Source organism: Pseudomonas sp. OV546 (assembly GCF_900116845.1).
In the GTDB taxonomy this organism is placed as follows: Bacteria; Pseudomonadota; Gammaproteobacteria; order Pseudomonadales; family Pseudomonadaceae; genus Aquipseudomonas; species Aquipseudomonas petroselini.
In genome coordinates this window covers 50,051-73,856 of record NZ_FPCE01000005.1, presented here as the reverse complement: position 1 = coordinate 73,856, position 23,806 = coordinate 50,051, and the positions used below count along the sequence as shown (strand labels likewise).

General features: G+C 59.6%; 25 protein-coding genes and 1 pseudogene. 13 read left to right on the top strand and 13 right to left on the bottom strand.

What is annotated here, in order from left to right; genetic code table 11:
• Positions 1-101: 101 nt before the first annotated feature.
• Positions 102-947, top strand: coding sequence for a D-hexose-6-phosphate mutarotase (locus BM403_RS13055; protein ID WP_064053705.1), 846 nt, complete (start codon positions 102-104; stop codon positions 945-947).
• 121 nt (positions 948-1,068) lie between these two features.
• Here BM403_RS13055 and BM403_RS13050 read toward each other — a convergent pair whose 3' ends face one another.
• Positions 1,069-1,929, bottom strand: coding sequence for a MurR/RpiR family transcriptional regulator (locus BM403_RS13050; RefSeq protein ID WP_170039859.1), 861 nt, complete (start codon positions 1,927-1,929; stop codon positions 1,069-1,071).
• Between the two features lie 218 nt (positions 1,930-2,147).
• Between BM403_RS13050 and zwf the strand changes: the two genes are divergently transcribed.
• The 3 genes from zwf to BM403_RS13035 are packed head-to-tail and all read left to right on the top strand — an operon-like array spanning position 2,148 to position 4,997.
• On the top strand, positions 2,148-3,614 hold the full coding sequence (gene zwf, locus BM403_RS13045) for a glucose-6-phosphate dehydrogenase (protein ID WP_015885549.1): 1,467 nt from the start codon (positions 2,148-2,150) through the stop codon (positions 3,612-3,614).
• The gene (gene pgl / locus BM403_RS13040; protein ID WP_093543163.1) at positions 3,601-4,314 is read left to right on the top strand and encodes a 6-phosphogluconolactonase; all 714 of its coding nucleotides are present in this window, start codon (positions 3,601-3,603) and stop codon (positions 4,312-4,314) included. Before zwf ends, pgl begins: the two co-directional genes overlap by 14 nt.
• 17 nt (positions 4,315-4,331) lie before the next feature.
• Entirely contained in the window at positions 4,332-4,997 is a 666-nt protein-coding gene (locus BM403_RS13035) for a bifunctional 4-hydroxy-2-oxoglutarate aldolase/2-dehydro-3-deoxy-phosphogluconate aldolase (RefSeq protein ID WP_026013852.1), read from the top strand.
• Between the two features lie 115 nt (positions 4,998-5,112).
• Here the strand turns inward: BM403_RS13035 and BM403_RS13030 are convergent, their stop codons facing one another.
• Both BM403_RS13030 and BM403_RS13025 read right to left on the bottom strand, forming a co-directional pair.
• Entirely contained in the window at positions 5,113-6,288 is a 1,176-nt protein-coding gene (locus BM403_RS13030; RefSeq protein WP_015885546.1) for an aminotransferase class V-fold PLP-dependent enzyme, read from the bottom strand.
• A 9-nt stretch (positions 6,289-6,297) separates the two neighbouring features.
• A complete protein-coding gene (locus tag BM403_RS13025; RefSeq protein WP_010208204.1) occupies positions 6,298-6,534 on the bottom strand; it encodes a DUF3820 family protein in 237 nt (78 codons plus the stop codon).
• 205 nt (positions 6,535-6,739) lie between these two features.
• On the opposite strand from BM403_RS13025, the gene BM403_RS13020 reads away from it, so the two are divergent.
• Positions 6,740-7,207 carry a ferritin-like domain-containing protein gene (locus tag BM403_RS13020; protein ID WP_015885545.1) on the top strand — a complete coding sequence of 156 codons (468 nt, stop codon included), beginning with the start codon at positions 6,740-6,742 and terminating at the stop codon, positions 7,205-7,207.
• A 134-nt stretch (positions 7,208-7,341) separates the two neighbouring features.
• On the opposite strand, the gene BM403_RS13015 is transcribed toward BM403_RS13020, so the two are convergent.
• Together BM403_RS13015 and BM403_RS13010 are read right to left on the bottom strand one after the other, a co-directional pair.
• Entirely contained in the window at positions 7,342-7,812 is a 471-nt protein-coding gene (locus BM403_RS13015) for a MaoC family dehydratase (RefSeq protein WP_010208208.1), read from the bottom strand.
• Between the two features lie 57 nt (positions 7,813-7,869).
• Positions 7,870-8,814, bottom strand: coding sequence for an alpha/beta hydrolase (locus BM403_RS13010; RefSeq protein ID WP_015885543.1), 945 nt, complete (start codon positions 8,812-8,814; stop codon positions 7,870-7,872).
• Positions 8,815-9,063: 249 nt separating this feature from the next.
• Between BM403_RS13010 and fadD2 the strand changes: the two genes are divergently transcribed.
• Together fadD2 and fadD1 are read left to right on the top strand one after the other, a co-directional pair.
• Positions 9,064-10,752: a long-chain-fatty-acid--CoA ligase FadD2 gene (gene fadD2 / locus BM403_RS13005; RefSeq protein ID WP_046035477.1), complete on the top strand. Its 1,689-nt coding sequence runs from the start codon at positions 9,064-9,066 to the stop codon at positions 10,750-10,752.
• 394 nt (positions 10,753-11,146) lie between these two features.
• Complete coding sequence (gene fadD1 / locus BM403_RS13000) at positions 11,147-12,838, top strand: long-chain-fatty-acid--CoA ligase FadD1 (protein ID WP_046035476.1); 1,692 nt, start codon at positions 11,147-11,149, stop codon at positions 12,836-12,838.
• Positions 12,839-12,952: 114 nt separating this feature from the next.
• Here fadD1 and BM403_RS12995 read toward each other — a convergent pair whose 3' ends face one another.
• Positions 12,953-13,330 carry a hypothetical protein gene (locus tag BM403_RS12995; RefSeq protein ID WP_015885540.1) on the bottom strand — a complete coding sequence of 126 codons (378 nt, stop codon included), beginning with the start codon at positions 13,328-13,330 and terminating at the stop codon, positions 12,953-12,955.
• Positions 13,331-13,529: 199 nt separating this feature from the next.
• Between BM403_RS12995 and BM403_RS12990 the strand changes: the two genes are divergently transcribed.
• The 3 genes from BM403_RS12990 (at position 13,530) to def (ending at position 15,388) form a co-directional block, all read left to right on the top strand.
• A complete protein-coding gene (locus tag BM403_RS12990; RefSeq protein WP_028617689.1) occupies positions 13,530-13,715 on the top strand; it encodes a CsbD family protein in 186 nt (61 codons plus the stop codon).
• A 179-nt stretch (positions 13,716-13,894) separates the two neighbouring features.
• Positions 13,895-14,845 carry a YihY/virulence factor BrkB family protein gene (locus BM403_RS12985; protein ID WP_015885539.1) on the top strand — a complete coding sequence of 317 codons (951 nt, stop codon included), beginning with the start codon at positions 13,895-13,897 and terminating at the stop codon, positions 14,843-14,845.
• 3 nt (positions 14,846-14,848) lie between these two features.
• Entirely contained in the window at positions 14,849-15,388 is a 540-nt protein-coding gene (gene def / locus BM403_RS12980; RefSeq protein WP_015885538.1) for a peptide deformylase, read from the top strand.
• A gap of 75 nt (positions 15,389-15,463) precedes the next feature.
• On the opposite strand, the gene BM403_RS12975 is transcribed toward def, so the two are convergent.
• The 3 genes from BM403_RS12975 to gstA all read right to left on the bottom strand — a co-directional run bounded on the left by BM403_RS12975 (position 15,464) and on the right by gstA (position 17,746).
• The gene (locus BM403_RS12975; protein WP_093543161.1) at positions 15,464-16,282 is read right to left on the bottom strand and encodes a class I SAM-dependent methyltransferase; all 819 of its coding nucleotides are present in this window, start codon (positions 16,280-16,282) and stop codon (positions 15,464-15,466) included.
• A 59-nt stretch (positions 16,283-16,341) separates the two neighbouring features.
• Complete coding sequence (locus BM403_RS12970) at positions 16,342-16,779, bottom strand: GNAT family N-acetyltransferase (RefSeq protein ID WP_093543159.1); 438 nt, start codon at positions 16,777-16,779, stop codon at positions 16,342-16,344.
• A 364-nt stretch (positions 16,780-17,143) separates the two neighbouring features.
• The gene (gstA, locus tag BM403_RS12965; RefSeq protein ID WP_015885535.1) at positions 17,144-17,746 is read right to left on the bottom strand and encodes a glutathione transferase GstA; all 603 of its coding nucleotides are present in this window, start codon (positions 17,744-17,746) and stop codon (positions 17,144-17,146) included.
• A 96-nt stretch (positions 17,747-17,842) separates the two neighbouring features.
• Here gstA and BM403_RS12960 point away from each other — a divergent pair, with 96 nt between their 5' ends.
• From BM403_RS12960 to BM403_RS32505, 3 genes and pseudogenes are all read left to right on the top strand, one after another.
• Entirely contained in the window at positions 17,843-18,712 is an 870-nt protein-coding gene (locus BM403_RS12960) for a LysR family transcriptional regulator (protein WP_093543157.1), read from the top strand.
• A gap of 122 nt (positions 18,713-18,834) precedes the next feature.
• A pseudogene (locus tag BM403_RS32510) lies at positions 18,835-19,656 on the top strand (PAS domain-containing protein); the annotation flags it as partial.
• Complete coding sequence (locus BM403_RS32505; RefSeq protein ID WP_370636903.1) at positions 19,630-20,199, top strand: methyl-accepting chemotaxis protein; 570 nt, start codon at positions 19,630-19,632, stop codon at positions 20,197-20,199. The pseudogene BM403_RS32510 and the gene BM403_RS32505, both read left to right, overlap by 27 nt.
• A gap of 161 nt (positions 20,200-20,360) precedes the next feature.
• Here the strand turns inward: BM403_RS32505 and BM403_RS12950 are convergent, their stop codons facing one another.
• The 4 genes from BM403_RS12950 to BM403_RS12935 all read right to left on the bottom strand — a co-directional run bounded on the left by BM403_RS12950 (position 20,361) and on the right by BM403_RS12935 (position 23,805).
• Positions 20,361-20,882 carry a hypothetical protein gene (locus tag BM403_RS12950; protein ID WP_015885532.1) on the bottom strand — a complete coding sequence of 174 codons (522 nt, stop codon included), beginning with the start codon at positions 20,880-20,882 and terminating at the stop codon, positions 20,361-20,363.
• Between the two features lie 152 nt (positions 20,883-21,034).
• Positions 21,035-21,520 (bottom strand): hypothetical protein, encoded by a 486-nt coding sequence (locus BM403_RS12945; RefSeq protein ID WP_043205795.1) that lies wholly within the window; start codon positions 21,518-21,520, stop codon positions 21,035-21,037.
• A gap of 129 nt (positions 21,521-21,649) precedes the next feature.
• A complete protein-coding gene (locus tag BM403_RS12940; RefSeq protein WP_015885531.1) occupies positions 21,650-23,059 on the bottom strand; it encodes an MFS transporter in 1,410 nt (469 codons plus the stop codon).
• A gap of 8 nt (positions 23,060-23,067) precedes the next feature.
• Positions 23,068-23,805, bottom strand: a complete 738-nt coding sequence (locus BM403_RS12935; RefSeq protein WP_093543155.1) for an NAD-dependent epimerase/dehydratase family protein — start codon at positions 23,803-23,805, stop codon at positions 23,068-23,070.
• Position 23,806: the final 1 nt, after the last annotated feature.

Below are 23,806 nucleotides of genomic sequence, written 5' to 3'. Positions count from 1 at the left end.
CTGTTGCGATAAGCTCCTTCTCTCTGTGCGCATTTTGCGGGTAGCCATGGCTATCCGCTTTTTTTTGGGTTGCATTGTGAAGATATTCAGGACCGTGGCACATGCATGAGCAACCGCTGCAACGCTTTTTCAAATCCCTGCGCGAGCGTCCTGTGTTCGCCTGGGAGCGCTTCCAGATGCGCGACGTGCTGGTGATCGACCACCCGCTGTGCCAGGCGGTGTTCAGTCGCCAGGGCGCGCAACTGTTGCATTTCCAGCCCCGTGGCCAAAAACCCTGGCTGTGGTGTGCAGCCAAGTGGCCGCAAGTCGGCGCCATTCGTGGCGGCGTACCTGTGTGCTGGCCGTGGTATGGCCGCCATCCGAGTGAGAATGCCTGGCCGTCTCATGGCTGGGCGCGCTTGATCGACTGGAAACTGCTCGACAGCAGCACCGACGATGACGGCGTGCGCCTGCACTGGCAATTGCAGCTGTGCGACTGGCAGGTCGACCTCCACGCGCACTTGGGCGACACCCTGGAATTGCGCCTGAGCACCGAGCATCAGGACGAGCTGCCATGCCAATTGAGCCATGCGTTGCACGCTTACTGGCGTATTGGTCACGTTGACGAGATAGCGCTGTCTGGGCTCGACGGTGCACAAGGTTACGACCAGCTCAATCGCCAGGTTTGCCAGCAGGAAGGCGAGCTGCGCGTGGAGGGCGGGTGCCAGCGGGTGTTCCATCACGAAGGCGAATTGCAACTCAAGGACCACGCCTGGCAGCGTGAACTGTGCATCGACACCGGCGACAGCGCCGACACGGTGGTGTGGCACCCAGGCAGTCGGCCGTTGTTAGGCGTGAGCTTCAACGAGGCGTCGGGGTTTGTGTGCGTGGAGTCGGCGATGGCGGGGGCGAGTTTGGCGCCGGGGGAGCGGGCGCATCTGAGTTTGCAGGCGCGGGCTGGGGTTTAGCGGTGTGGTTGATGGCCTCATCGGGGGCAAGCCCCCTCCCACAGTTTAATTTGTGAATACTTTCAAATGTGGGAGGGGGCTTGCCCCCGATGAGGCCAGTGAAACCAACACACAGCCTTGCTCAGTTGAACTCGTCGCCCACCGGGTACCGGCTGTCATTCAAGCTCTCTTTGATCTTGCGCAAATGCGGCTGGAAATCCACGCCACGGCGCAAGGTCATGCCGGTTGCCAGCACATCCAGCACCGTCAATTGGATGATCCGCGAGGTCATCGGCATATAGATGTCGGTGTCTTCCGGCAGCGGAATGTTCAGGCTCACGGTACTGGCCTTGGCCAGCGGTGAGTTCTCGGCCGTCACGCCCAGCACTGACGCGCCGTTTTCCCGCGCGATACGCGCCACTTCCACCAGCTCACGGGTACGCCCGGTGTAGGAAATGATCACGAACAACTCGCCCGTGTGCGCCACCGACGCGATCATGCGCTGCATCAGCACGTCCGCGTGCGCGGTCACGGCCAGGTTGAAGCGGAAAAACTTGTGCAACGCATCCATGGCCACCGGGGCCGAAGCGCCCAGGCCGAAGAAGTGGATTTGCCGTGCCTGGATCAACAGGTCCACGGCCTTGCTGATCAGCGCCGGGTCCAGGGCCTGGCAGGCGCTGTCCAGGGACGCAATGGCGCTGCCAAAGATCTTCTGCGTGTAGGCCTCAGGGTTATCATCGGCCTCCACAGCGCGGCTGACATACGCCGCGCCACTGGCCAGGCTTTGCGCCAGCTGCAATTTCAGTTCAGGGTAACCGCTCACGCCGAACGAACGGCAGAAACGGTTGACCGTCGGTTCACTGACCGAGGCAGCCTGGGCGAGGGCGGCAATGGAGAAGCGGGTCGCCTGCTGCGGGTTGAGCAGGATGACCTCGGCGACTTTTTTCTCGGCCTTGTTCAATTCTTCGAGGCGGTTCCGGATCTGTTCCAGAAGATTTCGCACGCGGTCCATTCAGTCTTTCCTTCGGGCGACGATGCAAATTAGGGTGGTAACCAATCGATAAGTGGTCTTTTGCGGTGGCCTATCCTACTGAGGGTAGCTGAACACCACCACTCGGAATGCGTATTTCGGGAAAATGTTGTGGTTATTACTACATTTTTCCTTGAGTGATGCCTTGAAAAAAGGTATTTGTAGCTTAACTTGATAAAAGAACAAACATCATGCCTTCGATAACCGTAGAACCCTGCACCTTTGCCCTGTTTGGCGCCTTGGGTGATCTGGCGCTGCGCAAGTTATTTCCTGCCCTCTACCAACTTGATGGCGCGGGGCTCCTGCACGACGACACGCGCATCCTGGCCCTGGCCCGTGAAGCCGGTTCCGAGCAGCAGCACCTGGCGCACATCGAACAAGCACTGCGCAAATACGTCGGCAAGGAACTGGACGAAACCATCGCCCAGCGTTTCCTGGCGCGCCTGACCTATGTTCACGTCGACTTCATGAAAGCCGATGACTACGTGGCCCTGGCGGAAATCGCCGGCACTGCGCAGCGCCTGATCGCCTACTTCGCCACCCCGGCGGCGGTGTACGGCGCGATCTGCGAGAACCTGTCGAAGGTCGGCCTGGCGGAAAACACCCGCGTGGTGCTGGAAAAACCCATCGGTTCGGACCTGGAGTCCTCGCGCAAGGTCAACGATGCCGTGGCGCAGTTTTTCCCGGAGAACCGCACCTACCGCATCGACCACTACCTGGGCAAAGAGACCGTCCAGAACCTGATCGCCCTGCGTTTCGCCAACAGCCTGTTCGAAACCCAGTGGAACCAGAACTACATCTCCCACGTGGAAATCACCGTGGCCGAGCAGGTCGGTATCGAAGGCCGTTGGGGCTATTTCGACAAGGCCGGCCAGCTGCGTGACATGATCCAGAACCACCTGCTGCAACTGCTTTGCCTGATCGCCATGGACCCGCCGGCCGACCTTTCCGCCGACAGCATCCGCGACGAGAAGGTCAAGGTACTCAAGGCCCTGGCGCCGATCAGCCCGGATGGCCTGACCACCCAAGTGGTACGCGGCCAGTACATCGCCGGCTACAGCGCCGGCAAGCCGGTGCCGGGTTACTTGGAGGAAGAGAACTCCAACACCCAGAGCGACACCGAGACCTTCGTCGCCCTGCGTGCCGATATCCGCAACTGGCGATGGGCCGGGGTGCCGTTCTACCTGCGCACCGGCAAGCGTATGCCGCAAAAGCTGTCGCAGATCGTCATCCACTTCAAGGAACCGTCCCACTACATCTTCGCCCCCGAGCAGCGCCTGCAGATCAGCAACAAACTGATCATCCGCCTGCAGCCGGACGAAGGTATTTCCTTGCGCGTGATGACCAAGGAGCAGGGCCTGGACAAGGGCATGCAACTGCGCAGCGGCCCGCTGCAACTGAATTTTTCCGACACCTACCGCAGCGCCCGTATCCCGGATGCCTACGAGCGGTTGTTGCTGGAAGTGATGCGCGGCAATCAGAACCTGTTTGTTCGCAAAGATGAAATCGAAGCCGCGTGGAAGTGGTGTGACCAGTTGATTGCCGGGTGGAAAAAGTCCGGTGATGCGCCCAAGCCGTACGCGGCGGGTTCCTGGGGGCCGATGAGCTCGATTGCACTGATCACGCGGGATGGGAGGTCGTGGTATGGCGATATCTGAATTGAAACTGCCTCAGGGTGTGACGGCCCATGAGTTCCGTACGCCTGCCTTGTTGGCGGACGGCCTGGCCAATGACGTGGCCGAACAACTGCGTGAGGCCATCAGTGCCCGTGGCGAAGCGACGCTGGTCGTCTCCGGCGGCCGCAGCCCCGTCGCGTTTTTCCAGAACCTGGCCAAGCAAGGCCTGGACTGGTCCAAGGTCACCGTTACCCTGGCCGATGAGCGCTGGGTACCGGTGGAGCACGCGGACAGCAACGCCGGTTTGCTCAAAGCAAACCTGTTGCAAGGCCCGGCGGCTAAAGCCAAGTTCCTCAGCCTCTACAGCGCTGCGGCCAACCTTGAAGAGGCCGCCGAACAGGCCGATCGCCTGCTGGCCGAGCTGCCCGCCATTGATGTGCTGGTATTGGGCATGGGCGATGACGGCCACACCGCTTCGCTGTTTCCCAACAGTCCGAACCTCGCTGAAGCACTGCAGGCCGACGGTACCCGCCGTTGCTGGCCGATGCTGGCGCCGACCGTGCCGCACCAGCGCCTGACCATGAGTCGCGCGTTGCTGGCCACGGCGAACTACACCGTGCTGTCGATTTCCGGCAGTTCGAAGTTGACCACCTTGAGCGCCGCGCTGGCCAGCAACGACGTTGCTGCCATGCCGATTCGCGCGTTTTTGCAACCCACATTAGAGATTTACTGGTGCCCATGAGCCAAGGATCAGCCGCTATGAAAAGCCCTCAACCGACCGTGTCCATGGCGGATAAAGTTGCCCTGATCGACAGCCTCTGCGCCAAGGCGCGGATCCTGCCGGTGATCACCATCGCCCGCGAACAGGACATCCTGCCGCTGGCCGATGCCCTGGCAGCCGGTGGTTTGACCGCATTGGAAGTGACCCTGCGTTCCGAGTTCGGCCTCAAGGCCATTCAGGTGCTGCGTGAGCAACGTCCTGAACTGTGCACCGGTGCCGGCACCGTACTCGACCGTCACATGCTCGAAGCGGCCGAAGTGGCCGGTTCGCAATTCATCGTCACCCCTGGCATTACCCGCGACTTGCTGGAAGCCTCGGTGCACAGCCCGATCCCGCTGCTGCCGGGCATCAGCAATGCCTCGGGCATCATGGAAGGCTATGGCCTGGGCTACCGCCGCTTCAAGCTGTTCCCGGCCGAAGTCAGCGGCGGCGTCGCGGCCATCAAGGCCCTGGGCGGCCCGTTCGGCGAAGTGAAGTTCTGCCCAACCGGCGGCGTGGGCCCGGCCAACATCAAAAACTACATGGCGTTGAAAAACGTGATGTGCGTGGGCGGTAGCTGGATGCTGGACCCGGAATGGGTCAAGAACGGCGACTGGGCCCGCATCCAGGAAGTCACCGCACAGGCGCTGGCGCTGCTGGATTGAGCTGATTTACCGAATCGTTGTTGCTGTGCTTAACGGCATTTTTGCGGCGCACTTGGTCGGTGTGCCGCTTTTTTTTGCCTGTAGAAAACTTGAATTCAACGCCGCTCCCACATTTTTAGTCTGCGTTCAGTTGGGTAATCGCGTTCACCAACACGCTGATGTCCGCAGCTGAAGTCACTAGCCCCGGCGTTACCCGGATACACGTGCCAAATGCTGCACCGACACGCGTGGTAGTAAACAAGTCAAAGTCCCTGAGCAACCGATCCACCATCACCTGCTGGTCCCTTCCGACAAACTTGAACGCCGTAATCCCGCAATACAACCTGGGATCATTCGGCGTCAGCACTTCAATCCCCGGCAAAGCCCGCACTTGGTTCACCCACAAATCCCGCAGGTAATTAACCCGCGCACCCTTGGCCGCCGAGCCACCCAACTTCCGGTGCTCTTCAAACACCAATGGCAGTGTCATAAGCGCCGGAAAGTTCGGCGTGCTGTAGGACGTGCGTGCGCGTACGTCGGTAGCCGGGTAGTGAAACTCGCCCATGTCCGGGTCGATATCGGCCAGGCGCTCCGGGGCGATGTACAGAAAGCCCAGGGTCAGCGGCGCGCCGATCCATTTGTGCAGGTTGAAACCGGCAAACTGAATGCCTAACTCGGCGAGGTTGAACTCGATTTGGCCCAGGGCATGGGCGCCATCGAGGATCACGTCGATATCATGCTCGCGCGCCGCCTGGGCAATCGCGGCAACGGGCATGACCAGCCCGGTGCGGTGGGTAACGTGGGTCAGCGCCATCAACTTGAGGCGCGGGTACTGAGTGAACGCGTCACGATAGGTTTGCACGAGGCTGTCGAAACTGGCCGGGTGAGTGTGGGACAGTTCGATCACCTCCACGCCACGGTAACCCGCCAACCAGCGCATGGCCCCTTTGACCGTGTCGTACTCCAGGTCGCTGATCAGCACCTGGTCACCCGGTTGCAGGCAGTTGTAGTTGCGGATCAGTGATTGCAAGGCTTCGGTGGCGTTACGGGTAAACGCCAGCGATTCGGGATCAGCCTCCATCAGCTCGCCGAGTTGTCGACGAATCTCCACATTCTCACCCTGCTCGAACGTCTGACGCACATACAGCGAGTTACTGCGGTTGATAAACGCAACCTGCTCCAGATAGTGCGTTTGCACCGCGTGGCTCATGCGGCCGAAATAGCCGTTTTCCAGATTGATCGGGCCGGGCTCCAGCGCATAGCGCTGCGCGACGGCCTGCCAGTGACGTTCGTTGTCTGCATTCCGTGGCATAGGTGGCTCTTAATGACGAGGGGCGGGCTTGCCGTGTTTGGCGCGCAGGGGTTCAAGCAGTTCAGACAAACCGTTGCTGTCGATTTCCTGCATCAATGCCAGCAAACCGCCGAGTTCACCGTGGGGGAAACCCTCGCGGGCGAACCAGTTCAGGTAAGGACCGGGCAGGTCGGCGATGATCCGTCCCTTGTATTTGCCGAAGGGCATTTCGCGGGTGATCAGCAGTTCGAGTTTTTCCGGGTTCATGAGCTTCAGGCGGTAGAGGCGAGGTCTTCGAAAATACAGGCATTCTGCATGAAGGCCAAATGACAGATCATGCAAATAACGTACATACAGATGGTTCAATAATTCGTAAGCCATTGATAATTAATAGAAAAGTTGTTTGTCAAAACCTGGCACGGGCGCTGCAATTACTAAGACACGTTTCTAAACCCGCACAAGGAATTGAAAAATGACTGACATCAACAAAGAATCGATCTCCGTACTCAACGACCTGATCGAGACCAGCAAAGACGGCCAGAAAGGCTTCGCGACTTGTGCTGAAGACATCAAGCATCCAGAGCTCAAAGCCCTGTTTGTGAAACGTTCTGCTGACTGTGCTACTGCGGCTGCCGAGCTGCAGACCGCTGTTCGTGCTCTGGGTGGCGATCCGGAAGAGTCCGGCAGCGTTGCCGGCGCCCTGCACCGTGGCTGGGTCGACGTGAAGTCGATGGTCACCGGTAAAGATGAAGAGGCCGTGCTGAACGAAGCCGAGCGCGGTGAAGACCACGCCCTGAAGGCTTACAAGGAAGCGATCGAGAAGATCAACAAGCACAACCTGCTGGGCATTCGTGACCTGGTTGAGCGTCAGTTCCACGGCGCACAACGCAACCACGACCAAGTGAAAGCCCTGCGTAACCAGGCTCGCGCCCAGTCGTAAGCCCTGTGCTGTAAATGCTGTAAGAAATGTGGGAGGGGGCTTGCCCCCGATTGCGGAGTGTCAATCACTGCATCTTGTGACTGATCTACCGCTATCGGGGGCAAGCCCCCTCCCACATTCGTATTGCATAAGTTTTAGCCAATGCTGATCGGCGGCAACTCGGTCAGGGTCACGACTTGCTGCTTACGCGGCGCCAGAATTTCCGCCTCGCCGTCCACCACCAACTCATCGCGCTGGTTGAATACACGGGTGGCAATGCGCACGCGGAACTTCGGCAGTTTTTCGAGGATCTCCAGGCGCACCGTCAGCGTGTCGCCGATCTTCACCGGCTTCTGGAAGCTCATCTGCTGGCCGATATAGATCGTGCCCGGCCCAGGCAACTCACAGGCCACCGCCGCACTGATCAGGGCGCCGCTGAACATGCCGTGGGCGATACGCTCCTTGAACATGGTCGCCTTGGCGTACTCGGCATCCAAATGCACCGGGTTGTGGTCACCGGACATCGCGGCGAACAGCTGGATATCGCGCTCTTCCACCAATTTGCTGTAGCTGGCGGTCTGGCCGACTTCGAGGGCTTCGTACGGGGTGTTGGTTACCTGGGTCATCTAAAGGTGCATCCTGTGGCTAATCGGTAGTTTAACTGTTTGATTTTAAGTGAAAGTTCATTCGCAGCGGGCGGGCCTGTGCAAGGTCAGGGCCTGGTCGAGCCACGTCAGCACATCCGCGGTGACGTCATCGCGGTTGGTCTCATTGAACACTTCGTGACGCGCCTGCGGGTAAATAGTCAATTGCAGGTGCTGGCAGCCGGCTTCACGCAGGGCGTGGGCCAGGTGTTTGAGACGCTTGCCCTCACTCACCGGATCACATTCGCCGCCCATCACCAGGATCGGCAGGCCGGGATCGATCTGCGCGAGATTGGACGCTTTGCTGATTTGCTGCAAGCCGCCGAGCAGGTCGATCCAGAGCTGATTGGTGCAGCGGAACCCACACAGCGGGTCGTTGATGTACCTGTCGACTTCCGCCGGGTCGCGGCTGAGCCAGTCGAAAGCGGTGCGATTGGGTTTGAACGCCTTGTTGAACGATCCAAACGACAGGAACTCGATCAGCGCACTGCGCCCGCGCAAGCCCTGGCGCAGGCGCTCGGCCCGTGCGATCACCCGCGCGGCGCGGTACAGCGCCACCGGCTGGAAATTCGAACCGCTGAGGATCGCCCCGGTCAGGCTGGCGCTGTGGTGCACCAAGTAGGCCTGGGCGATGTAACTGCCCATGCTGTGCCCAAGCAGAATGATCGGTAACCCCGGCTGCTGCTGGCCGATATGCTGGTTGAGGCTGGCCAGGTCGCCCACCACCTTGTTCCAGCCGTCCTTCTCTGCGTACAGACCCAACGTGCCTTCATCGGCGGTACGGCCGTGGCCACGCTGGTCCAGCGCGTAAAGGCCGTAGCCGGCACCGCACAAGGCTTCGGCCAGGCGTGCGTAGCGCCCGCTGTGCTCGGCCATCCCATGGGAGAGCATCACCAGGGCCTTGGGCGGACCGTCGGGCATCCATTGATTGACGTACAGGCGGCAGCGGTCATTCGCGGTCAGCCAGAAGGTGCTGTGGTTCATGGCGGTTCCTTTTCTCAAGGTCTGCTCAAGGTCTGGTCTGCTCAGGTTCGTTCCAGTGTATAGCTCATCCCGAGGGAAGCGTCTGATCAGTGCAGGGCCTTGTAGGAAGATTCACACAGTTAATGACGCTCTTTCCTGTATTTGCCTGTTTGGCCATAGCTGCTAACGTCCCCTGAGCTCCGCTTTTTATAGATGTAGAGGTTTTACACCAGCAGCGGCCGGACACACTCAGGTAAGAGGACAAGAATAATGCAACCTGATTTCTGGAATGACAAACGCGCGGCGGGCGTACCCAATGACATCGACCTCGCGGCCTACAAGTCGGTGATCGAAGTCTTCGAGCGTTCCTGCAAGGCCTTTGCCGACCGTCCGGCATTCAGCAACATGGGCATCACCCTGACCTACGCCGAGCTTGAACGCCAGAGCGCAGCGTTCGCCGGCTACCTGCAGCAGCACACCGACCTCAAGCCGGGCGAGCGCATTGCGGTGCAGATGCCCAACGTGCTGCATTACCCGGTTGCCGTGTTCGGTGCCTTGCGCGCCGGGCTGATCGTGGTCAACACCAACCCGCTGTACACCCCGCGCGAGATGCGTCACCAGTTCAAGGATGCCGGTGTGCGTGCGTTGGTCTACCTCAACCTCTTCGGTTCGCGGGTGCAAGAGGTGTGCAGCGACACCGAGATCGACTACCTGATCGAAGCCAAGATGGGCGACTTCATGCCCGCCGCAAAGGGTTGGCTGGTGAACACCCTGGTCGACAAGGTCAAGAAGATGGTCCCGGCCTACAGCCTGCCGCGCGCGGTGTCGTTCAAGCGCGCCCTGCGCATGGGCGCAGGCCTGGGGGTGACCCGCCACCCGGTGACCCTGGATGACATCGCCGTGCTGCAATACACCGGCGGCACCACTGGCTTGGCCAAGGGCGCGATGCTCACCCACGGCAACCTGGTGGCAAACATGCAACAGGTGCGCGCCTGCATGTCCCAGACCGGCGAGGACGGCCATCCACTGATCAAGGAAGGGCAGGAGGTGATGATCGCGCCGCTGCCGCTTTACCACATCTATGCTTTCACCGCGAATTGCATGTGCATGATGGTGTCCGGCAATCACAACGTGCTGATCACCAACCCGCGCGACATCGGCGGCTTTATCAAGGAGCTTAAAAAGTGGCGCTTTACCGGGCTGTTGGGGCTCAACACGCTGTTTGTGGCCTTGATGGACCACCCGGATTTCAAAAGCCTGGATTTTTCCCACCTCAAGCTCACCAACTCCGGCGGCACCGCGCTGATCAAGGCCACGGCCGAGCGCTGGGAGCAGATCACCGGCTGTGCGATAGGCGAGGGCTACGGTCTCACCGAAACGTCCCCTGTGGCCAGCACCAACCCCTACGGCAACAAATCACGCCTGGGCACCGTGGGCATTCCTGTGCCAGCCACGGCAATGAAGGTGATTGATGACCAGGGCCTCGAACTGCCGTTGGGTGAACGCGGCGAGCTGTGCATCAAGGGCCCGCAGGTGATGAAGGGCTACTGGCAGCAACCGGCTGCCACCGCCGAAGCGCTGGACGCCGAAGGTTGGCTGAAGACCGGCGACATTGCAGTGATCGATGACGATGGCTTTGTGCGCATTGTCGACCGCAAGAAGGACCTGATCATCGTCTCGGGCTTCAACGTGTACCCCAACGAGATCGAAGACGTGGTGATGGCCCACCCGGCGGTGGCCAACTGTGCCGTGATCGGCGTACCGGATGATCGCACCGGGGAGGCGGTGAAGCTGTTTGTGGTGGCGCGTGCGCAAGGGGTGAGCCTTGAGGAATTGAAGGCGTACTGCAAGACCAACTTCACGGGGTACAAGGTGCCCAAGCATATTGTGTTGCGTGAGTCGTTGCCGATGACGCCGGTTGGCAAGATTTTGCGGCGTGAGTTGCGCGATATTGCCTGATCTGAAATGCGCTGAAAAAAAGTGGGAGGGGGCTTGCCCCCGATGGCGGTGGGTCAGTCACCAGATGTGTAGACTGAACCACTACCATCGGGGGCAAGCCCCCTCCCACATTTGTACTGTGTTGTTCTGAAAGCCCCGTTCCAGAGCCATTTATGCCGCTATTTTGGCTTGGTTTAAAGCGTGACCAATTATTGTAGGACAGTCGTGTTTATGACCGTGGGGCCCTTCTTTGGCTCTAGGCGGCCCTTGGCAAAGCTGCTACTCTCGGCGCGCTTTGTGACGTCTCGGCCTGCTTGAAAGCGCCAGATTCACCTAAAAAAACATACACCAATAATAATCGCATCAAATGCGATGATGAATTCGCGTCGCTGACGTCGCTGAGGAGTGGGCTTCCATGAACGAAGACTTTTGGAAGGATAAGTACCCCGCCGGGATTGCTGCACAAATCAATCCAGACGAGTATCCGAATATTCAGGCGGTACTGAAGCAGTCCTGCCAGCGCTTCGCCAACAAACCGGCTTTCAGCAACCTGGGCAAGACAATCACCTACGGTGAATTGTATGAATTGTCCGGCGCCTTCGCCGCGTACCTGCAGCAACATACCGACTTGAAGCCCGGCGACCGCATCGCCGTGCAGTTGCCCAACGTCCTCCAGTACCCGGTTGCCGTATTCGGTGCCATCCGCGCCGGCCTGATCGTGGTCAACACCAACCCGCTGTACACCGCGCGGGAAATGGAACACCAATTCAACGACTCCGGGGCCAAGGCCTTGGTCTGCCTGGCCAACATGGCTCACCTGGCGGAAAAGGTCGTGCCCAAGACCGCCATCAAGCACGTGATCGTCACTGAAGTCGCTGACCTGTTGCCGCCGCTCAAGCGCCTGCTGATCAACAGCGTCATCAAGTACGTGAAGAAAATGGTCCCGGCGTTTCACTTGCCCAAGGCGATCAAGTTCAACGACGTGTTGGCCAAGGGGCATGGCCAACCGGTCAGCGACGCCAACCCGGCCAGCGGCGATGTAGCCGTGCTGCAATACACTGGTGGCACCACCGGCGTGGCGAAGGGCGCGATGCTCACTCACCGCAACCTGGTCGCGAACATGCTGCAATGCAAGGCGCTGATGGGTTCCAACCTCAACGAAGGTTGCGAGATCCTGATCACGCCGCTGCCGCTGTACCACATCTATGCGTTCACCTTTCATTGCATGGCGATGATGCTGATCGGCAACCACAACATCCTGATCAGCAACCCGCGCGACCTGCCGGCGATGGTCAAGGAGCTGTCGAAGTGGAAGTTCAGCGGCTTTGTCGGCTTGAACACCCTGTTCGTCGCGCTGTGCAACAACGAAGCCTTCCGCAAGCTGGACTTCTCCGCGCTGAAAGTCACCCTGTCGGGCGGCATGGCGTTGCAACTGGCAGCCGCTGAACGCTGGAAGGCCGTGACCGGCTGTGGCATCTGCGAAGGCTACGGCATGACCGAAACCAGCCCCGTGGCTACCGTGAACCCGATCCAGCACATCCAGATCGGCACCATCGGCATTCCCGTGCCGTCCACCGTGTGTAAAGTCATCGCCGACGACGGCACCGAACTCGCACTGGGTGAAACCGGCGAGCTCTGCGTCAAGGGTCCGCAAGTGATGAAGGGCTACTGGCAGCGCCAGGAAGCCACCGACGAGATGCTCGACAGCGAAGGCTGGCTGAAGACCGGTGACATCGCGATCATCCAGCCCGACGGCTATATGCGCATTGTCGACCGCAAGAAAGACATGATCCTGGTCTCGGGCTTCAACGTGTACCCCAACGAACTGGAAGACGTGTTGGCGGGCTTGCCGGGGGTGCTGCAGTGCGCGGCCATCGGCGTGCCGGACGAGAAGTCCGGGGAGCACATCAAGCTGTTTATCGTGGTCAAGCCAGGCGCAACCCTGACCAAGGAGCAGGTTATGGAGCACATGCGCGCCAACGTCACCGCCTACAAAGTGCCCAGGGCCGTGGAGTTCCGCGATGCGTTGCCGACCACCAACGTAGGCAAGATCCTGCGGCGTGAGTTGCGCGATGAAGAGTTGAAGAAGCTCGGTCTGAAAAAGTAACGCTATACCCATGTGGGAGGGGGCTTGCCCCCGATAGCGGTGTATCAGTCAGCAATCTGCAGCTGACACACCGGCATCGGGGGCAAGCCCCCTCCCACATTTTTTATGCGTTTTCTACAGGGCGAACTGCGCGAAGCTCACACCGGCGCCTGCAGGGCGCACATCCTTCAAGAACGAATCCTTATCCGCGCTCAGCTCCAGGGTGATCTCCGGCTTGCGCTTGCCCGCGTTGCGCACCACCAGGCCTTCAAGATTCTCGCGCAGGAACACCGTCGGCACCTTCAGATGCAGCAACTGGTCGGTCTCGGCGTTATGCATCAACAGATGAATCCACTCGTACTGGCCCACGCCAATCCGCACCACCGGCAAGTCGAACCACCAGATGTTGCGTTTGCTGTCCAGGTCGGTGAAGTGGCAGTTGTTGACGCCGAGTACGGCACCTCCCAGTTCAGTGTTTCTGCGGGCGATGGCCTGTGCTTTATTGAGTTTCATAACCTTCCTACGGGATCTGTTATTCAGCGTTATAGCCTGAATGTGCCGGGCATTCTCGTGGGTTGGCCGCAAAACATAAAGCCAAACCTGCAACCGGCGATGAAATGCCTGCGCAAAAATAATTGAAACTCTGCCGAACGGCCTCAGGTCAATCTTTACGTAATGACCAAAAACCATCGATTGTTTCAGGAGAAATACCATGAGCAGTACATCCGATAAGGTTAAAGGCGTAGCGAACGAAGCGGTCGGCAACATTAAGCAAGGCGTCGGTAAAGTCACCGGCAACGACAAACTGCGCGCTGAAGGCGTGGTGCAGGAAAAGAAAGGCGAAGTTCAGAAAGCTGTCGGCGATACCAAAGACGCCGTGAAAAAAGCGACCAAGTAAGCCTGAATCGCTGGCTGGTTTCACGCAGCCCGACGGCCATCCACGGATGGCCGTTTTTGTGTCACCTGATGCGGTTAAAGTTTCGAAATTGTTTCAAGGTCGCCAAATAGGCTACCTTGATGTAGAAAACGGCCCCTGAGTCGCCCACGAACCTTCCTTTTGCGGCGAAAGGAGACGCTATGATTTTCCCGGTACTAGAAGGCCTCAAGCTGCACAAAGTGCTGGTGCGCACCGTCAAGGAATTTGTCGATGACGAGATGCCCACCTACGCCTCGGCGCTGGCCTACCAGATGCTGTTCTCGCTGTTTCCCTTCCTGCTGTTCCTGATTGCCCTGATCGGTTTCCTGCACCTGCCGGACTTCTTTACCTGGCTGCGCCTGCAGTCCGAGCTGGTGTTGCCGCCCCAGGCCCTGGAGCAGGTCAACCCGGTGATCGACCAGTTGCAGCAATCCAAGGGTGGCCTGCTGTCGGTGGGTATCGTGATTGCGCTGTGGACGGCCTCGGCCGGCGTGCGTCTGATGATGAGTGCGATGAACGCCGCGTATGACGTGGTCGAAGGTCGGCCTATCTGGAAGCGCTTTCCGCTGTCGATTTTCTACACCGTCGGCATCGCCGGCATGCTGTTGGCCGCTGCAGCGTTGATGGTGCTCGGCCCGCAGGTGATGGAGTGGTTGGCGGGGCAGATCGGCATGCAGGAGTTCGTGGTCACCCTGTGGACCATCGTGCGCTGGCCGTTGATCGTGATCCTGCTGATGTTTGCCGTGGCCCTCATGTATTACGTGATGCCGGACGTCGAGCAGAAATTTCGCTTTATCACCCCAGGTTCGGTGCTGGCCGTGGTGGTCTGGATCGTGGCCTCCCTGGGTTTTGGTTATTACGTCAAAACCTTTGCCGACTACAACGCCATGTATGGCAGCATCGGTGCGATCATCGTGTTGCTCCTGTACTTCTACATTTCTGCGGCCGTGCTGTTGCTGGGCGCGGAGATGAATGCGGTGATCGAGCACATGTCCGCCGAGGGCAAGGACCCTGGCGAAAAAGAGTTCGATGAACCCGGCCACACCGTTGAAAAACAGCACGTCTCAGGCCTTGGCCGGGACCATTCCAAGCCCACCCCTGACGAAGTCTGATCGATGATCCGTGAAATCCTGAAAATGGGCGACGAACGCCTTCTGCGTATCGCGCCTCCGGTTCCGCCGGAAATGTTCGACAGCCCCGAACTGTGGCAATTGATCGATGACATGTTCCAGACCATGGAACACGTGGGCGGCGTCGGCCTGGCCGCGCCGCAGATCGGCGTTGACCTGCAATTGGTGATCTTCGGTTTCGAGGCCAGCGAACGCTACCCGGACGCCCCGCCGGTGCCGCAGACGATCCTGATCAACCCGCTGATCACGCCGCTGGGCCCGGTGCTTGAAGAGGGGTATGAAGGCTGCCTGTCCGTGCCCGGCATGCGGGGCGCGGTGAGCCGTTACCAGCAGATTCGCTATGAAGGGTTTGATCCGAAGGGCGAACCTATCGTGCGGTTTGCCGATGGTTTTCATGCGCGGTTGGTGCAGCATGAGTGCGATCACTTGATCGGCCGGTTGTACCCGTCGCGGATCACTGACTTCAGCAAATTCGGGTTTATCGAGGTGATGTTTCCGGACATGGATCCCACGGCCGACGCCTAGCGTTCAGGCCCAATGAGACCGAACGGTGGGAGCGAGCAAGCCCGCTCCCACCGTTGGAATGCCTTTCAAGTCGGGTTATTTGGCCGGCTTCACAAACCGCAACGTCATCCGATCCGACTCGCCAATCGCCACATACTTGGCCTTATCCTGCTCCCCCAATTTCAATGTCGGCGGCAACGTCCACACCCCGGCCGGATAGTCCTTGGTGTCTTTCGGGTTGGCGTTGATTTCGCTCTGTCCGGCCAGCTTGAACCCGGCATCCGTCGCCAGTTTCACCACCTGGGCCGTGGTCAGGTAACCGCTGTCTTTGATTGCGTCCAGATCGGCCCCCTCCTTGGCCCGATGATCCTCCACGCCCAGCACGCCACCCGGTTTCAGCACGGTGTAGAAGGCACTGAACGTCTTCGCTGCGGTATCGGCCGCGACCCAGTTATGCACATTACGGAATGTCAGCACGGCGTCTGCCGAAGCGGGTTTGCCGAACACCGGCGCCTTGGGGTCGAACTCGACCACCTCAGCCTTGCCGTACCGAACAGGGTCAGCCGCGAATTTCTTTTTCAGGTTCTCTTCCGAGGTGCGCGCATAGGCACTGCTGCTCGCGGCCTGCACCGCCGCGATGTAATGCCCGTGATCCTTGAGCAGCGGTGCCAGCACCTCGCTGTACCAGCCGCCGCCGGGGGTGATCTCGATCACGGTTTGCTTGGCGCCCAAGCCAAAGAACGCCAGTGTCTGTTGCGGATGGCGATAACCGTCGCGGGCGCTGTTGGCCGGGTCTCGCCAACTGCCGGCGAGCACGCTCTGGTACTGCTGGGCGGTGAAGTTGGCGTCGGCTGCCTGGCTTAAAACCGGGGCGAGCAGGGCGGTGAGGGACAGAGCTGCGAGTGTGGTTTTCATGATCATCCTGTAAAGGGCCACTGTGCCGCCGAGGCTAGCATGGGCCCTGTACGCTCGGATCACACATTATCCGAGGTCGACCTCACCAAACGATCTAAGCCCATCGCGATCATCGGTTTGTTGCGTTTGTAGCGCACCAGCCGTTCGCTGAGAGACTGCGGCAACAGCGTGTCCTGACTGAACCCCATGCGCTGATACAACCCCTCCAAGTCCGGATGGCACAACAACCACACTGTACCTTCGACATCGGCCACCGCCGCCGCGATCACCTGCGCCGCCAGCCCCTGGCCGCGATAGGCCGGATCAACAAACACTCCGGTCAGCCACTGCCCGCCGACCACGGGTGTGAGGCACAGACCCGCGACAATCTCGCTATCGCGCGCCACCCACAAACGCCCGCCCTTGAGCGCCTTCATCGGCGAATTGTGGCTGCGGTAAAATTTATTCAGCAACGGCCAAAGCGGCTCTGCCAGCGGTTCGATGTGCAATGGGGGCATGGTGTTCAGGCAAGCGTTATCAAGGACCGGGGATTATAAGCGCCTTCTGTCTTGCAATAGGTGGTATACCCACTGCTACATCCCCTGTCAGTGGAGCACGCATCATGGCCAAAGGTATGGATTCAAAGAAAGCCGCGAAGAAGAAACCGGCAAAGACCGCAGATGAAAAACGCGCCGACAAAAAAGCCAAGAAAACTGAGACAGGCCTGTTCGGTCACTGAGTGACACGCTTGAAAGCAAACCCTCTGCAAGATTTCCCAGCCTCTACCGTAAGCCCCAAATGGCCGCTTGAAACCGGTTCTCTGCAGCGAAGCCGATCAAATGTGGGAGCACGCCCGCTCCCACAGGTTGATTGCATTTTAGTTCATCGGCTTTCTGCTGCCAGGGCCGCAATCACCGCCGGCCGTGCGCCGATCCGCTGCTGAAACGCCGCCAGCGCCGGCCACTCGCCCAGATCAATAGCGTGAAACCCTGCCCAGCGCAGCACCACGAACAGGTAGGCGTCCGCTACCGAATATGCGGTGCCCAACAGATAATCCTGGTGTTCCAGCGTCTGCACCAGCACCGCGAAACGCTTGAAGAGGGTGGCCTGGAACAGGGCACGCACCTCGCCCTGGATGGCATCGTTGAAGAACACCGCCAACCCGCCGTGCACTTCGGTCGCGATGAAATTCAGCCATTCCTGCAACCGCACGCGCTCCCAGCTGCCATTGGCCGGGGCCAGTCCGACGGTGGGTTTCAGGTCGGCCAAGTACTGCAGGATCGCGCTGGCTTCGGTCAGCACCTGGCCATCGTCCAGCCTCAGCGCGGCGACGTAGCCCTTGGGGTTGATCTGCAGGAAATCCTCGCCATCGGCGGTGGTTTTGGCCTGGTTATCAACCCGCACCAGGTCGAACGGCAACGCCAATTCGCGCAGGACGATATGCGGGGCGAGGGAACAGGCGTGGGGGGCGAAATACAGTTTCATCTGGGGCAGCTCCGTTGAATTTGCGCCAGTCTCGTGGGCGTGGCACCTTGCGTAAAATTAAACCTTCAGACCCCTGCCATAAGGATCGCTACTGCCATGATGAACCTGATGCATTGGCGCCTGCTGGTGGCGGTGGCCGATCACGGCAGCATCACCGCCGCCGCCGAGCATGTGGGCATGACCCAATCCGCCGCCAGCCAGGCCATGGCCGGTATGGAGGCATCACTGGGTGCGCAACTGTTTACCCGCGAGCCGCGCAAGACCTTGCCCACTGCCTTGGGCTTGAGTGTGGTCGAGCAGGCGCGGGTGATGCTCGCAGCCTTGCAGGCGATTCGCAGCACCGTGGACGAAGCCAGGCCCATGCTGCGTGGGAGTATTCGCATTGCAAGTTTCCCCATGGTGCTGGTGGCCTTTCTCACTCCGTTGTTACAACGCTTCGCGCAGCTTCACCCCGGTATAGAGGTCACCACCCTTGAAGTCACTGACAACGAAGTGAACACGTTGCTCGACGCAGGCCTGATCGACTTCGGCGTAGTGCTCAACCCCCATCCTGGGCGCAATGCCACGGTGTTGGGGCGGGACAATTGGCTGGCGGTGTTGCCGGTGCAGCACGCGCTGGCCCAACGTCCGGCGCAGGCCACGGTGACGCTGGAGGAATTGCTGGCACAGCCCTTTGTACTGGCCACTGGTGGCTGCACCGCCAATGCGCGCAGCCTGGGCGCTGATGCCGGGCTGACGCTGAGTGATGTTCGCGTGGAAGTGCGCGAGTGGAGCAGTGCCTTCAGCCTGGTTCGCGAAGGTGTCGGCGTGACCCTGGTGCCGGAAATGACCCTGCCAGCCCAACGCCAGGGCCTGCGGGTGATGCCACTGGCCGTGCCCGTGCACCGCGAGTTCTCCCTGGTCGCAGCGCAACACTGTCCGCCCTCCGCTGCTGCCGGCGCATTGTTAAAAATGCTGGCTGACTAGTGGCCTTGCATAGCGCCAAGCCGTGTCTATGCTCACCCAGAACCGTTGATGACGCTTGGCATATAAAGCGATTTGGATGGTTATTTCCCCATGAAGGTGTGCCAGCAATAGCCAACAAATGAATGGAATGCGCCTTCTGGGCGCCGGTAATCAAGGGTGATCTGACCATGTTCAACCGCCATCACAAATCCGACCTGCAACAAATCGAACGTTTCTCCTGCGCACTCACTGAATCCAACGCCAAACTCGCCGCCATCAGCCGTTCCATGGCCATGATCGAGTTCGACCCCAGTGGCGTGATCCTCGACGCCAACGACAACTTCTGCAAAACCATGGGCTACAGCGCCGAGGAGATTTGCGGCAAACATCACCGCCTTTTTTGCGACGAGGCCTACACCCAAACCGACGCCTACGCCAAGCTTTGGCGTGACCTGGCGCGGGGCGAGGCGCTCAGTGGCACCTTTATGCGCTTGAACAAACAGGGCCAGGAAGTCTGGCTCGAAGCCAGCTACATGCCGGTGCTGGACAAAGACAATCACGTATTGAGCGTGATCAAAGTCGCGTCGGATATTTCCGCACGGGTTCACCATGAGCATGAAAACCAGAGCCTGATCGACGCCATCGGCCGCTCTATGGCGGTGATCGAATTCACGGCCCAGGGCCAGATCCTCAACGCCAACGACAACTTCCTGAAAACCGTGCAGTACTCCCTGGATGAGATCGTCGGCCAGCACCACAGCCTGTTCTGCCACCGCAGCGAAGTGGAGTCGCCCGCCTATAAGGCGTTCTGGGCGTCCCTCAACCGCGGCGAGTACCACTCGCACCGCTTCGAGCGCAAAAACAAATACGGCAAGACGCTGTTCCTGGAAGCCTCCTACAACCCGATCTTCGACACCAATGGCCGCTTGTACAAAGTGGTGAAGTTCGCCAGCGACATCACCGACCAAGTCACCACCCTGCGCAGCGCCGCTGACTCGGCTCACGCCACCTCGGTGCAAAACGATGCCTGCGCCCGTAAGGGGTCGGAAGTGGTGCAGCAAACTGTGCAGATCATCGAAGAAATCTCCCTCGACCTGAACCAGGCGGCCGTGAGTATCGACGCGGTCAGCAAGCAGTCGGACATCATCGGCGCCATTGTGCAGACCATCCGCAGCATTGCCGAGCAGACCAATATGCTGGCGCTCAACGCTGCCATTGAAGCGGCGCGGGCCGGTGAGCATGGGCGCGGGTTTGCAGTGGTGGCCGACGAAGTGCGCAGCCTTGCGGGGCGGACCAGCCAGGCGACGGTGGAAATTGTTGATGTGGTGCGCAAGAATCACGACCTGTCGCTGAGCGCCGTGTCGAGCATGCAATCGAGCTTGAGCCGCACAGGGCTGGGTGTAGAGTTGGCGAACGAAGCGGGGCAGGTGATCCTGGAGATTCAGGAAGGCTCACGGCATGTGGTGGATGCGATCGGGCAGTTCAATTCGACGTTGCAGTTGCAGTAACCCCGAGCACGCTTTGCGTAGTGAGCGGGCTTGCCCCGCGCTGGGGGGCGAAGCCGCCCCAATAAAAACGCCGCATTCTGTCAGGCAGAATGCGGCGACTGGTTTTAGGGCGGCTTCGCCCCCCAGCGCGGGGCAAGCCCGCTCACTACAGGCTAAGGGGCTTAGATCGCGGCCAGGGTTTCTTTTACCGCCCGCGCCTGCGGGTCAGTGGTCTTTGCAGCTACCTGCTGCTCTTGCTGCTGCTTCAAGCGTTCCGCCACTTGCTTGGAAATAGCGTCCTGCTTTTCCTGCGACATGTTCTGCACATCCGCCTCGGTCAAACCCTGCTCCTTGAGCAACTGCTCACGAATGCGCTCGGCCGGGGATTTGCTCATGTAATCGGTGAACTCGGACCGCGCCGTGCTGGTGGTCGAACCGGTTTTCGGCACGTCTGTTGTCGCCGTGGAGGCGGTAACGGCCTCAGTGGTGGTCTGCAACTGCACGCGGGTCTTGGCGAAGGCTTCGTCGATACGGTCAGTCGCCTTGTCCAACTCCTTCTGCGCGGCCGGCACGGTCACGCTTTGCTGCGCAGCTTGCAAGGCACCGCTGTACAGCGCGCTGGCGGCGGCGTTGGCGGGGTCCATGTCGGGCCGTTTGATCTGTTGAAGGGTCGACACGGCTTGGGTGTTGTTGTTAACCAGCATGATCGGTCACCTGGGGAAATGTTCGGTGCCTCAGGAGGAGCAAATAGCGTGCCGGGTGTGAACGCCTGGAATTAGGGCGCGTATCTATGTCGCTAAGGCAAGAACTGTCCTGTTTGCGGCCAATTCTTGCCGTTGGCGGCTGTCTCACGGCATCACTCAGTGTGTGGTGGTGTGATGGCTTGGTTGTTATCTAGAACGCCAATTCCAGTCAAATCCATCTCCCCACCATTGACTTCTAAGGAGTTTCCATATGTGTCACTGGCTCTGAAGTAGAACCTTGCGAAAACTTTTCCAGTGTTGGTATTAAATTCAAAAAACGTAATTTGCCCCGCTGTCGCTTGAAAACGGATCTGCTGAGGGTCGGAGGCGTATTTTAAATCGCAGGTAGCGGTCACTGGGCCGCCGGGGGTGATGTCGTATTTGTCGCGGTTTCCGGTAATTCCAAGTGGGAGATGGAATTCCATATAAACGACATCGCTACCTCTCTGAGTCGTGTCCAATGTGTAGCGGAAGGCCATTCTTCTTAAGCTGATTTCATCGGCTCTGTATTCAAGAACCAAACTACCTCTCACGAGTTGTGCTGTGAATTTCCCATTTGTGGGGTTCCTATGGTTACTTTCCATTTGGGAGTCTGTCATGGCGCCGTCCTTGTTTATTAACTGGTGAATTGACAGAGCTGTGTCGCAAGCCCTGCGCAAATCAGGCGCCCATAACTGCCGCAGGTCCACTGTCAGAAATAACAGTTACGACCAATGGTTGCGTCGTCATCAGTGGGCGATATTTTCCAGCGCCAGGTTACGCGTGCGTGGCCCGAACCAACTGATGGTGATCATCACGATCAACATGCTGCTGGCAATAAACGCCAGTACGCCCGGCGTGCCCAGGTGTTCGAGGATAAAGCCGATCAACAGGCTGCTGAACACCGTCGACAAGCGGCTGAACGAGTAACAGAACCCGACCGCCCGTGCGCGGATGTTGGTCGGGAACAGTTCGCTCTGGTACGAGTGATAACTGAAGCTCAGCCAGGCATTGCAGAAGGTGATCATCACCCCGCAGATCACCAGCCCCACCGCCGTGGTTTGCAGGGCAAACAGGCTGCCGAAGATCACGGCGCCCAGGGCCGAGCCGACGATTTGCCATTTGTTTTCAAAGCGGTTGGCCACCTTCACGAATAACAACGGCCCCAGCGGGTAGGCGAGGGTAATGATGAAGGCGTAGAGCAAACTGTGGGTCACGCTGACGCCCTGGCCTGAGAGCAGTGCGGGCAGCCAATTGCCGAAGCCGAAGAACCCGATGGCCTGGAACACATGGAACACGATCAGCATCAACGCGCGGCGGCGGTATGGCGGTTGCCAGATGTCGGCAAAGCGGCCGCTGCCGTGCACGCTGACGGCTTGCGGTTCGGGCTCGTCCAGCGGTTTGCCGTGATCCTTTCGGCAGCGCGCTTCCAAGTTGTCCATGATCTTCCCGGCTTCGTCAAAGCGGCCTTTCTGTGCCAGCCAGCGCGGTGATTCCGGCAGGCGTTTGCGCAGTTGCCAGATAAACAACGCGAACACGGCGCTCGACAGCACCACCCAGCGCCAACCCGAGATGCCGAACGGCGCCTGCGGCACCAGCCACCACGACATCAGCGCCACCGCCGGCACCGACAGGAACTGGATAAAAAACGCAAAGGCAAACGCCGAACTGCGCATGCGTTTGGGCACCAGTTCCGAGAGGTAGGCGTCGATGGTCACCAGCTCGATGCCCAGGCCGATGCCCACCAGGAAACGCATGCAGATGATGCCCAAGGCAGAGGTCTGGATGCCCATCAACACGGTGGCGACGGTGTACCAGATCAACGCAAAGGTAAAGATTGCCCGGCGCCCAAAACGGTCGGCGATGGGGCTGAGCAGGCTGGCGCCGAGGAACAGGCCCAGGAAGGTCGCAGAGGCGAAGGCCGCCTGGTCCGAGAAGCCGAACACGCCTTCGCTGCCGGTGTGGAAAATCCCGTCGCTGATCAGGCCGGGGCTGATGTAGGCGGTCTGGAACAGGTCATACAGCTCGAAAAAACCACCAATCGACAGCAGCGCCACCAAGCGCCAAACGGTAGCGACGGCGGGCAGACGGTCAATGCGCGCGCTGATGTGGGCGGCGCGGAGGGGGTCGATGCCGTCGGTACTGGAGAGTGTGGGCATGGGGAAACTCAATAAGTGATCGGAATCTCGAATGTTTGAAACGCGTCATCCTGGGGATGGTAACCCAGCACCCGCGTGGTCTCGCTCAAATCCAAGCGCTTGAAGCGGTTATTGGAAATACCATGGGCAATCAAGTGCTTCACGCCCTCGGCCTCCACCGAACGTTGCAGCAACTGCACCGCATCACGGGGGCTGAGCCACGCGCTGAGGTCGCGGGCGTTGTTCAGGTCGTGGGTTTCGGGGAACTCGAAGGCGCCGATGCGCAGGGCAATCGTCGACAGCGGGGTTTTTGCCGCGTAGTAGCCGCACAACGCTTCGCCGTAGCATTTGCTCACACCGTACAGGTTAGCGGGCAACACGGGCATGCCGGGTGTGATCTGGCGATCCACCGGGTAGCCTTCGATGGTTTGCGCGCTGCTGGCGAATACCAGGCGTTTTACCCCGGCGTTCACAGCGGCTTCAAACAGGTAGGTCGTGGCGAGGATATTGTTGGGCAGCAACTCGTCGAACGAGGCGCTGGCATGGGGGATGCCCGACAGGTGCACGATCACGTCGATGCCGTCGAGCAGGGCAACCAGGCTGGATTGATCGCTGAGGTCGGCGTGCACGAAGCGGTGTTGGCCCACGTCGAAATCCGGCGCGATGCGATCGGTGAGGGTGAAGCGGTAGCGGTCTTTCGAGCCTTCGAAAAACGTCTTGCCGATTCTGCCGCAGGCGCCGGTCAGCAGTACGTTGAGTCCTTTCACG

Excerpts from the sequence above, each read along its gene's own strand:
- BM403_RS13055 (WP_064053705.1), top strand. The coding sequence starts at position 102 with ATGCATGAGCAACCGCTGCAACGCTTTTTCAAATCCCTGCGCGAGCGT.
- zwf (WP_015885549.1), top strand. The coding sequence starts at position 2,148 with ATGCCTTCGATAACCGTAGAACCCTGCACCTTTGCCCTGTTTGGCGCC.
- pgl (WP_093543163.1), top strand. The coding sequence starts at position 3,601 with ATGGCGATATCTGAATTGAAACTGCCTCAGGGTGTGACGGCCCATGAG.
- BM403_RS13035 (WP_026013852.1), top strand. The coding sequence starts at position 4,332 with ATGAAAAGCCCTCAACCGACCGTGTCCATGGCGGATAAAGTTGCCCTG.
- BM403_RS13030 (WP_015885546.1), bottom strand. The coding sequence starts at position 6,288 with ATGCCACGGAATGCAGACAACGAACGTCACTGGCAGGCCGTCGCGCAG.
- BM403_RS13025 (WP_010208204.1), bottom strand. The coding sequence starts at position 6,534 with ATGAACCCGGAAAAACTCGAACTGCTGATCACCCGCGAAATGCCCTTC.
- BM403_RS13020 (WP_015885545.1), top strand. The coding sequence starts at position 6,740 with ATGACTGACATCAACAAAGAATCGATCTCCGTACTCAACGACCTGATC.
- BM403_RS13015 (WP_010208208.1), bottom strand. The coding sequence starts at position 7,812 with ATGACCCAGGTAACCAACACCCCGTACGAAGCCCTCGAAGTCGGCCAG.
- BM403_RS13010 (WP_015885543.1), bottom strand. The coding sequence starts at position 8,814 with ATGAACCACAGCACCTTCTGGCTGACCGCGAATGACCGCTGCCGCCTG.
- fadD2 (WP_046035477.1), top strand. The coding sequence starts at position 9,064 with ATGCAACCTGATTTCTGGAATGACAAACGCGCGGCGGGCGTACCCAAT.
- fadD1 (WP_046035476.1), top strand. The coding sequence starts at position 11,147 with ATGAACGAAGACTTTTGGAAGGATAAGTACCCCGCCGGGATTGCTGCA.
- BM403_RS12995 (WP_015885540.1), bottom strand. The coding sequence starts at position 13,330 with ATGAAACTCAATAAAGCACAGGCCATCGCCCGCAGAAACACTGAACTG.
- BM403_RS12990 (WP_028617689.1), top strand. The coding sequence starts at position 13,530 with ATGAGCAGTACATCCGATAAGGTTAAAGGCGTAGCGAACGAAGCGGTC.
- BM403_RS12985 (WP_015885539.1), top strand. The coding sequence starts at position 13,895 with ATGATTTTCCCGGTACTAGAAGGCCTCAAGCTGCACAAAGTGCTGGTG.
- def (WP_015885538.1), top strand. The coding sequence starts at position 14,849 with ATGATCCGTGAAATCCTGAAAATGGGCGACGAACGCCTTCTGCGTATC.
- BM403_RS12975 (WP_093543161.1), bottom strand. The coding sequence starts at position 16,282 with ATGAAAACCACACTCGCAGCTCTGTCCCTCACCGCCCTGCTCGCCCCG.
- BM403_RS12970 (WP_093543159.1), bottom strand. The coding sequence starts at position 16,779 with ATGCCCCCATTGCACATCGAACCGCTGGCAGAGCCGCTTTGGCCGTTG.
- gstA (WP_015885535.1), bottom strand. The coding sequence starts at position 17,746 with ATGAAACTGTATTTCGCCCCCCACGCCTGTTCCCTCGCCCCGCATATC.
- BM403_RS12960 (WP_093543157.1), top strand. The coding sequence starts at position 17,843 with ATGATGAACCTGATGCATTGGCGCCTGCTGGTGGCGGTGGCCGATCAC.
- BM403_RS12950 (WP_015885532.1), bottom strand. The coding sequence starts at position 20,882 with ATGCTGGTTAACAACAACACCCAAGCCGTGTCGACCCTTCAACAGATC.
- BM403_RS12945 (WP_043205795.1), bottom strand. The coding sequence starts at position 21,520 with ATGACAGACTCCCAAATGGAAAGTAACCATAGGAACCCCACAAATGGG.
- BM403_RS12940 (WP_015885531.1), bottom strand. The coding sequence starts at position 23,059 with ATGCCCACACTCTCCAGTACCGACGGCATCGACCCCCTCCGCGCCGCC.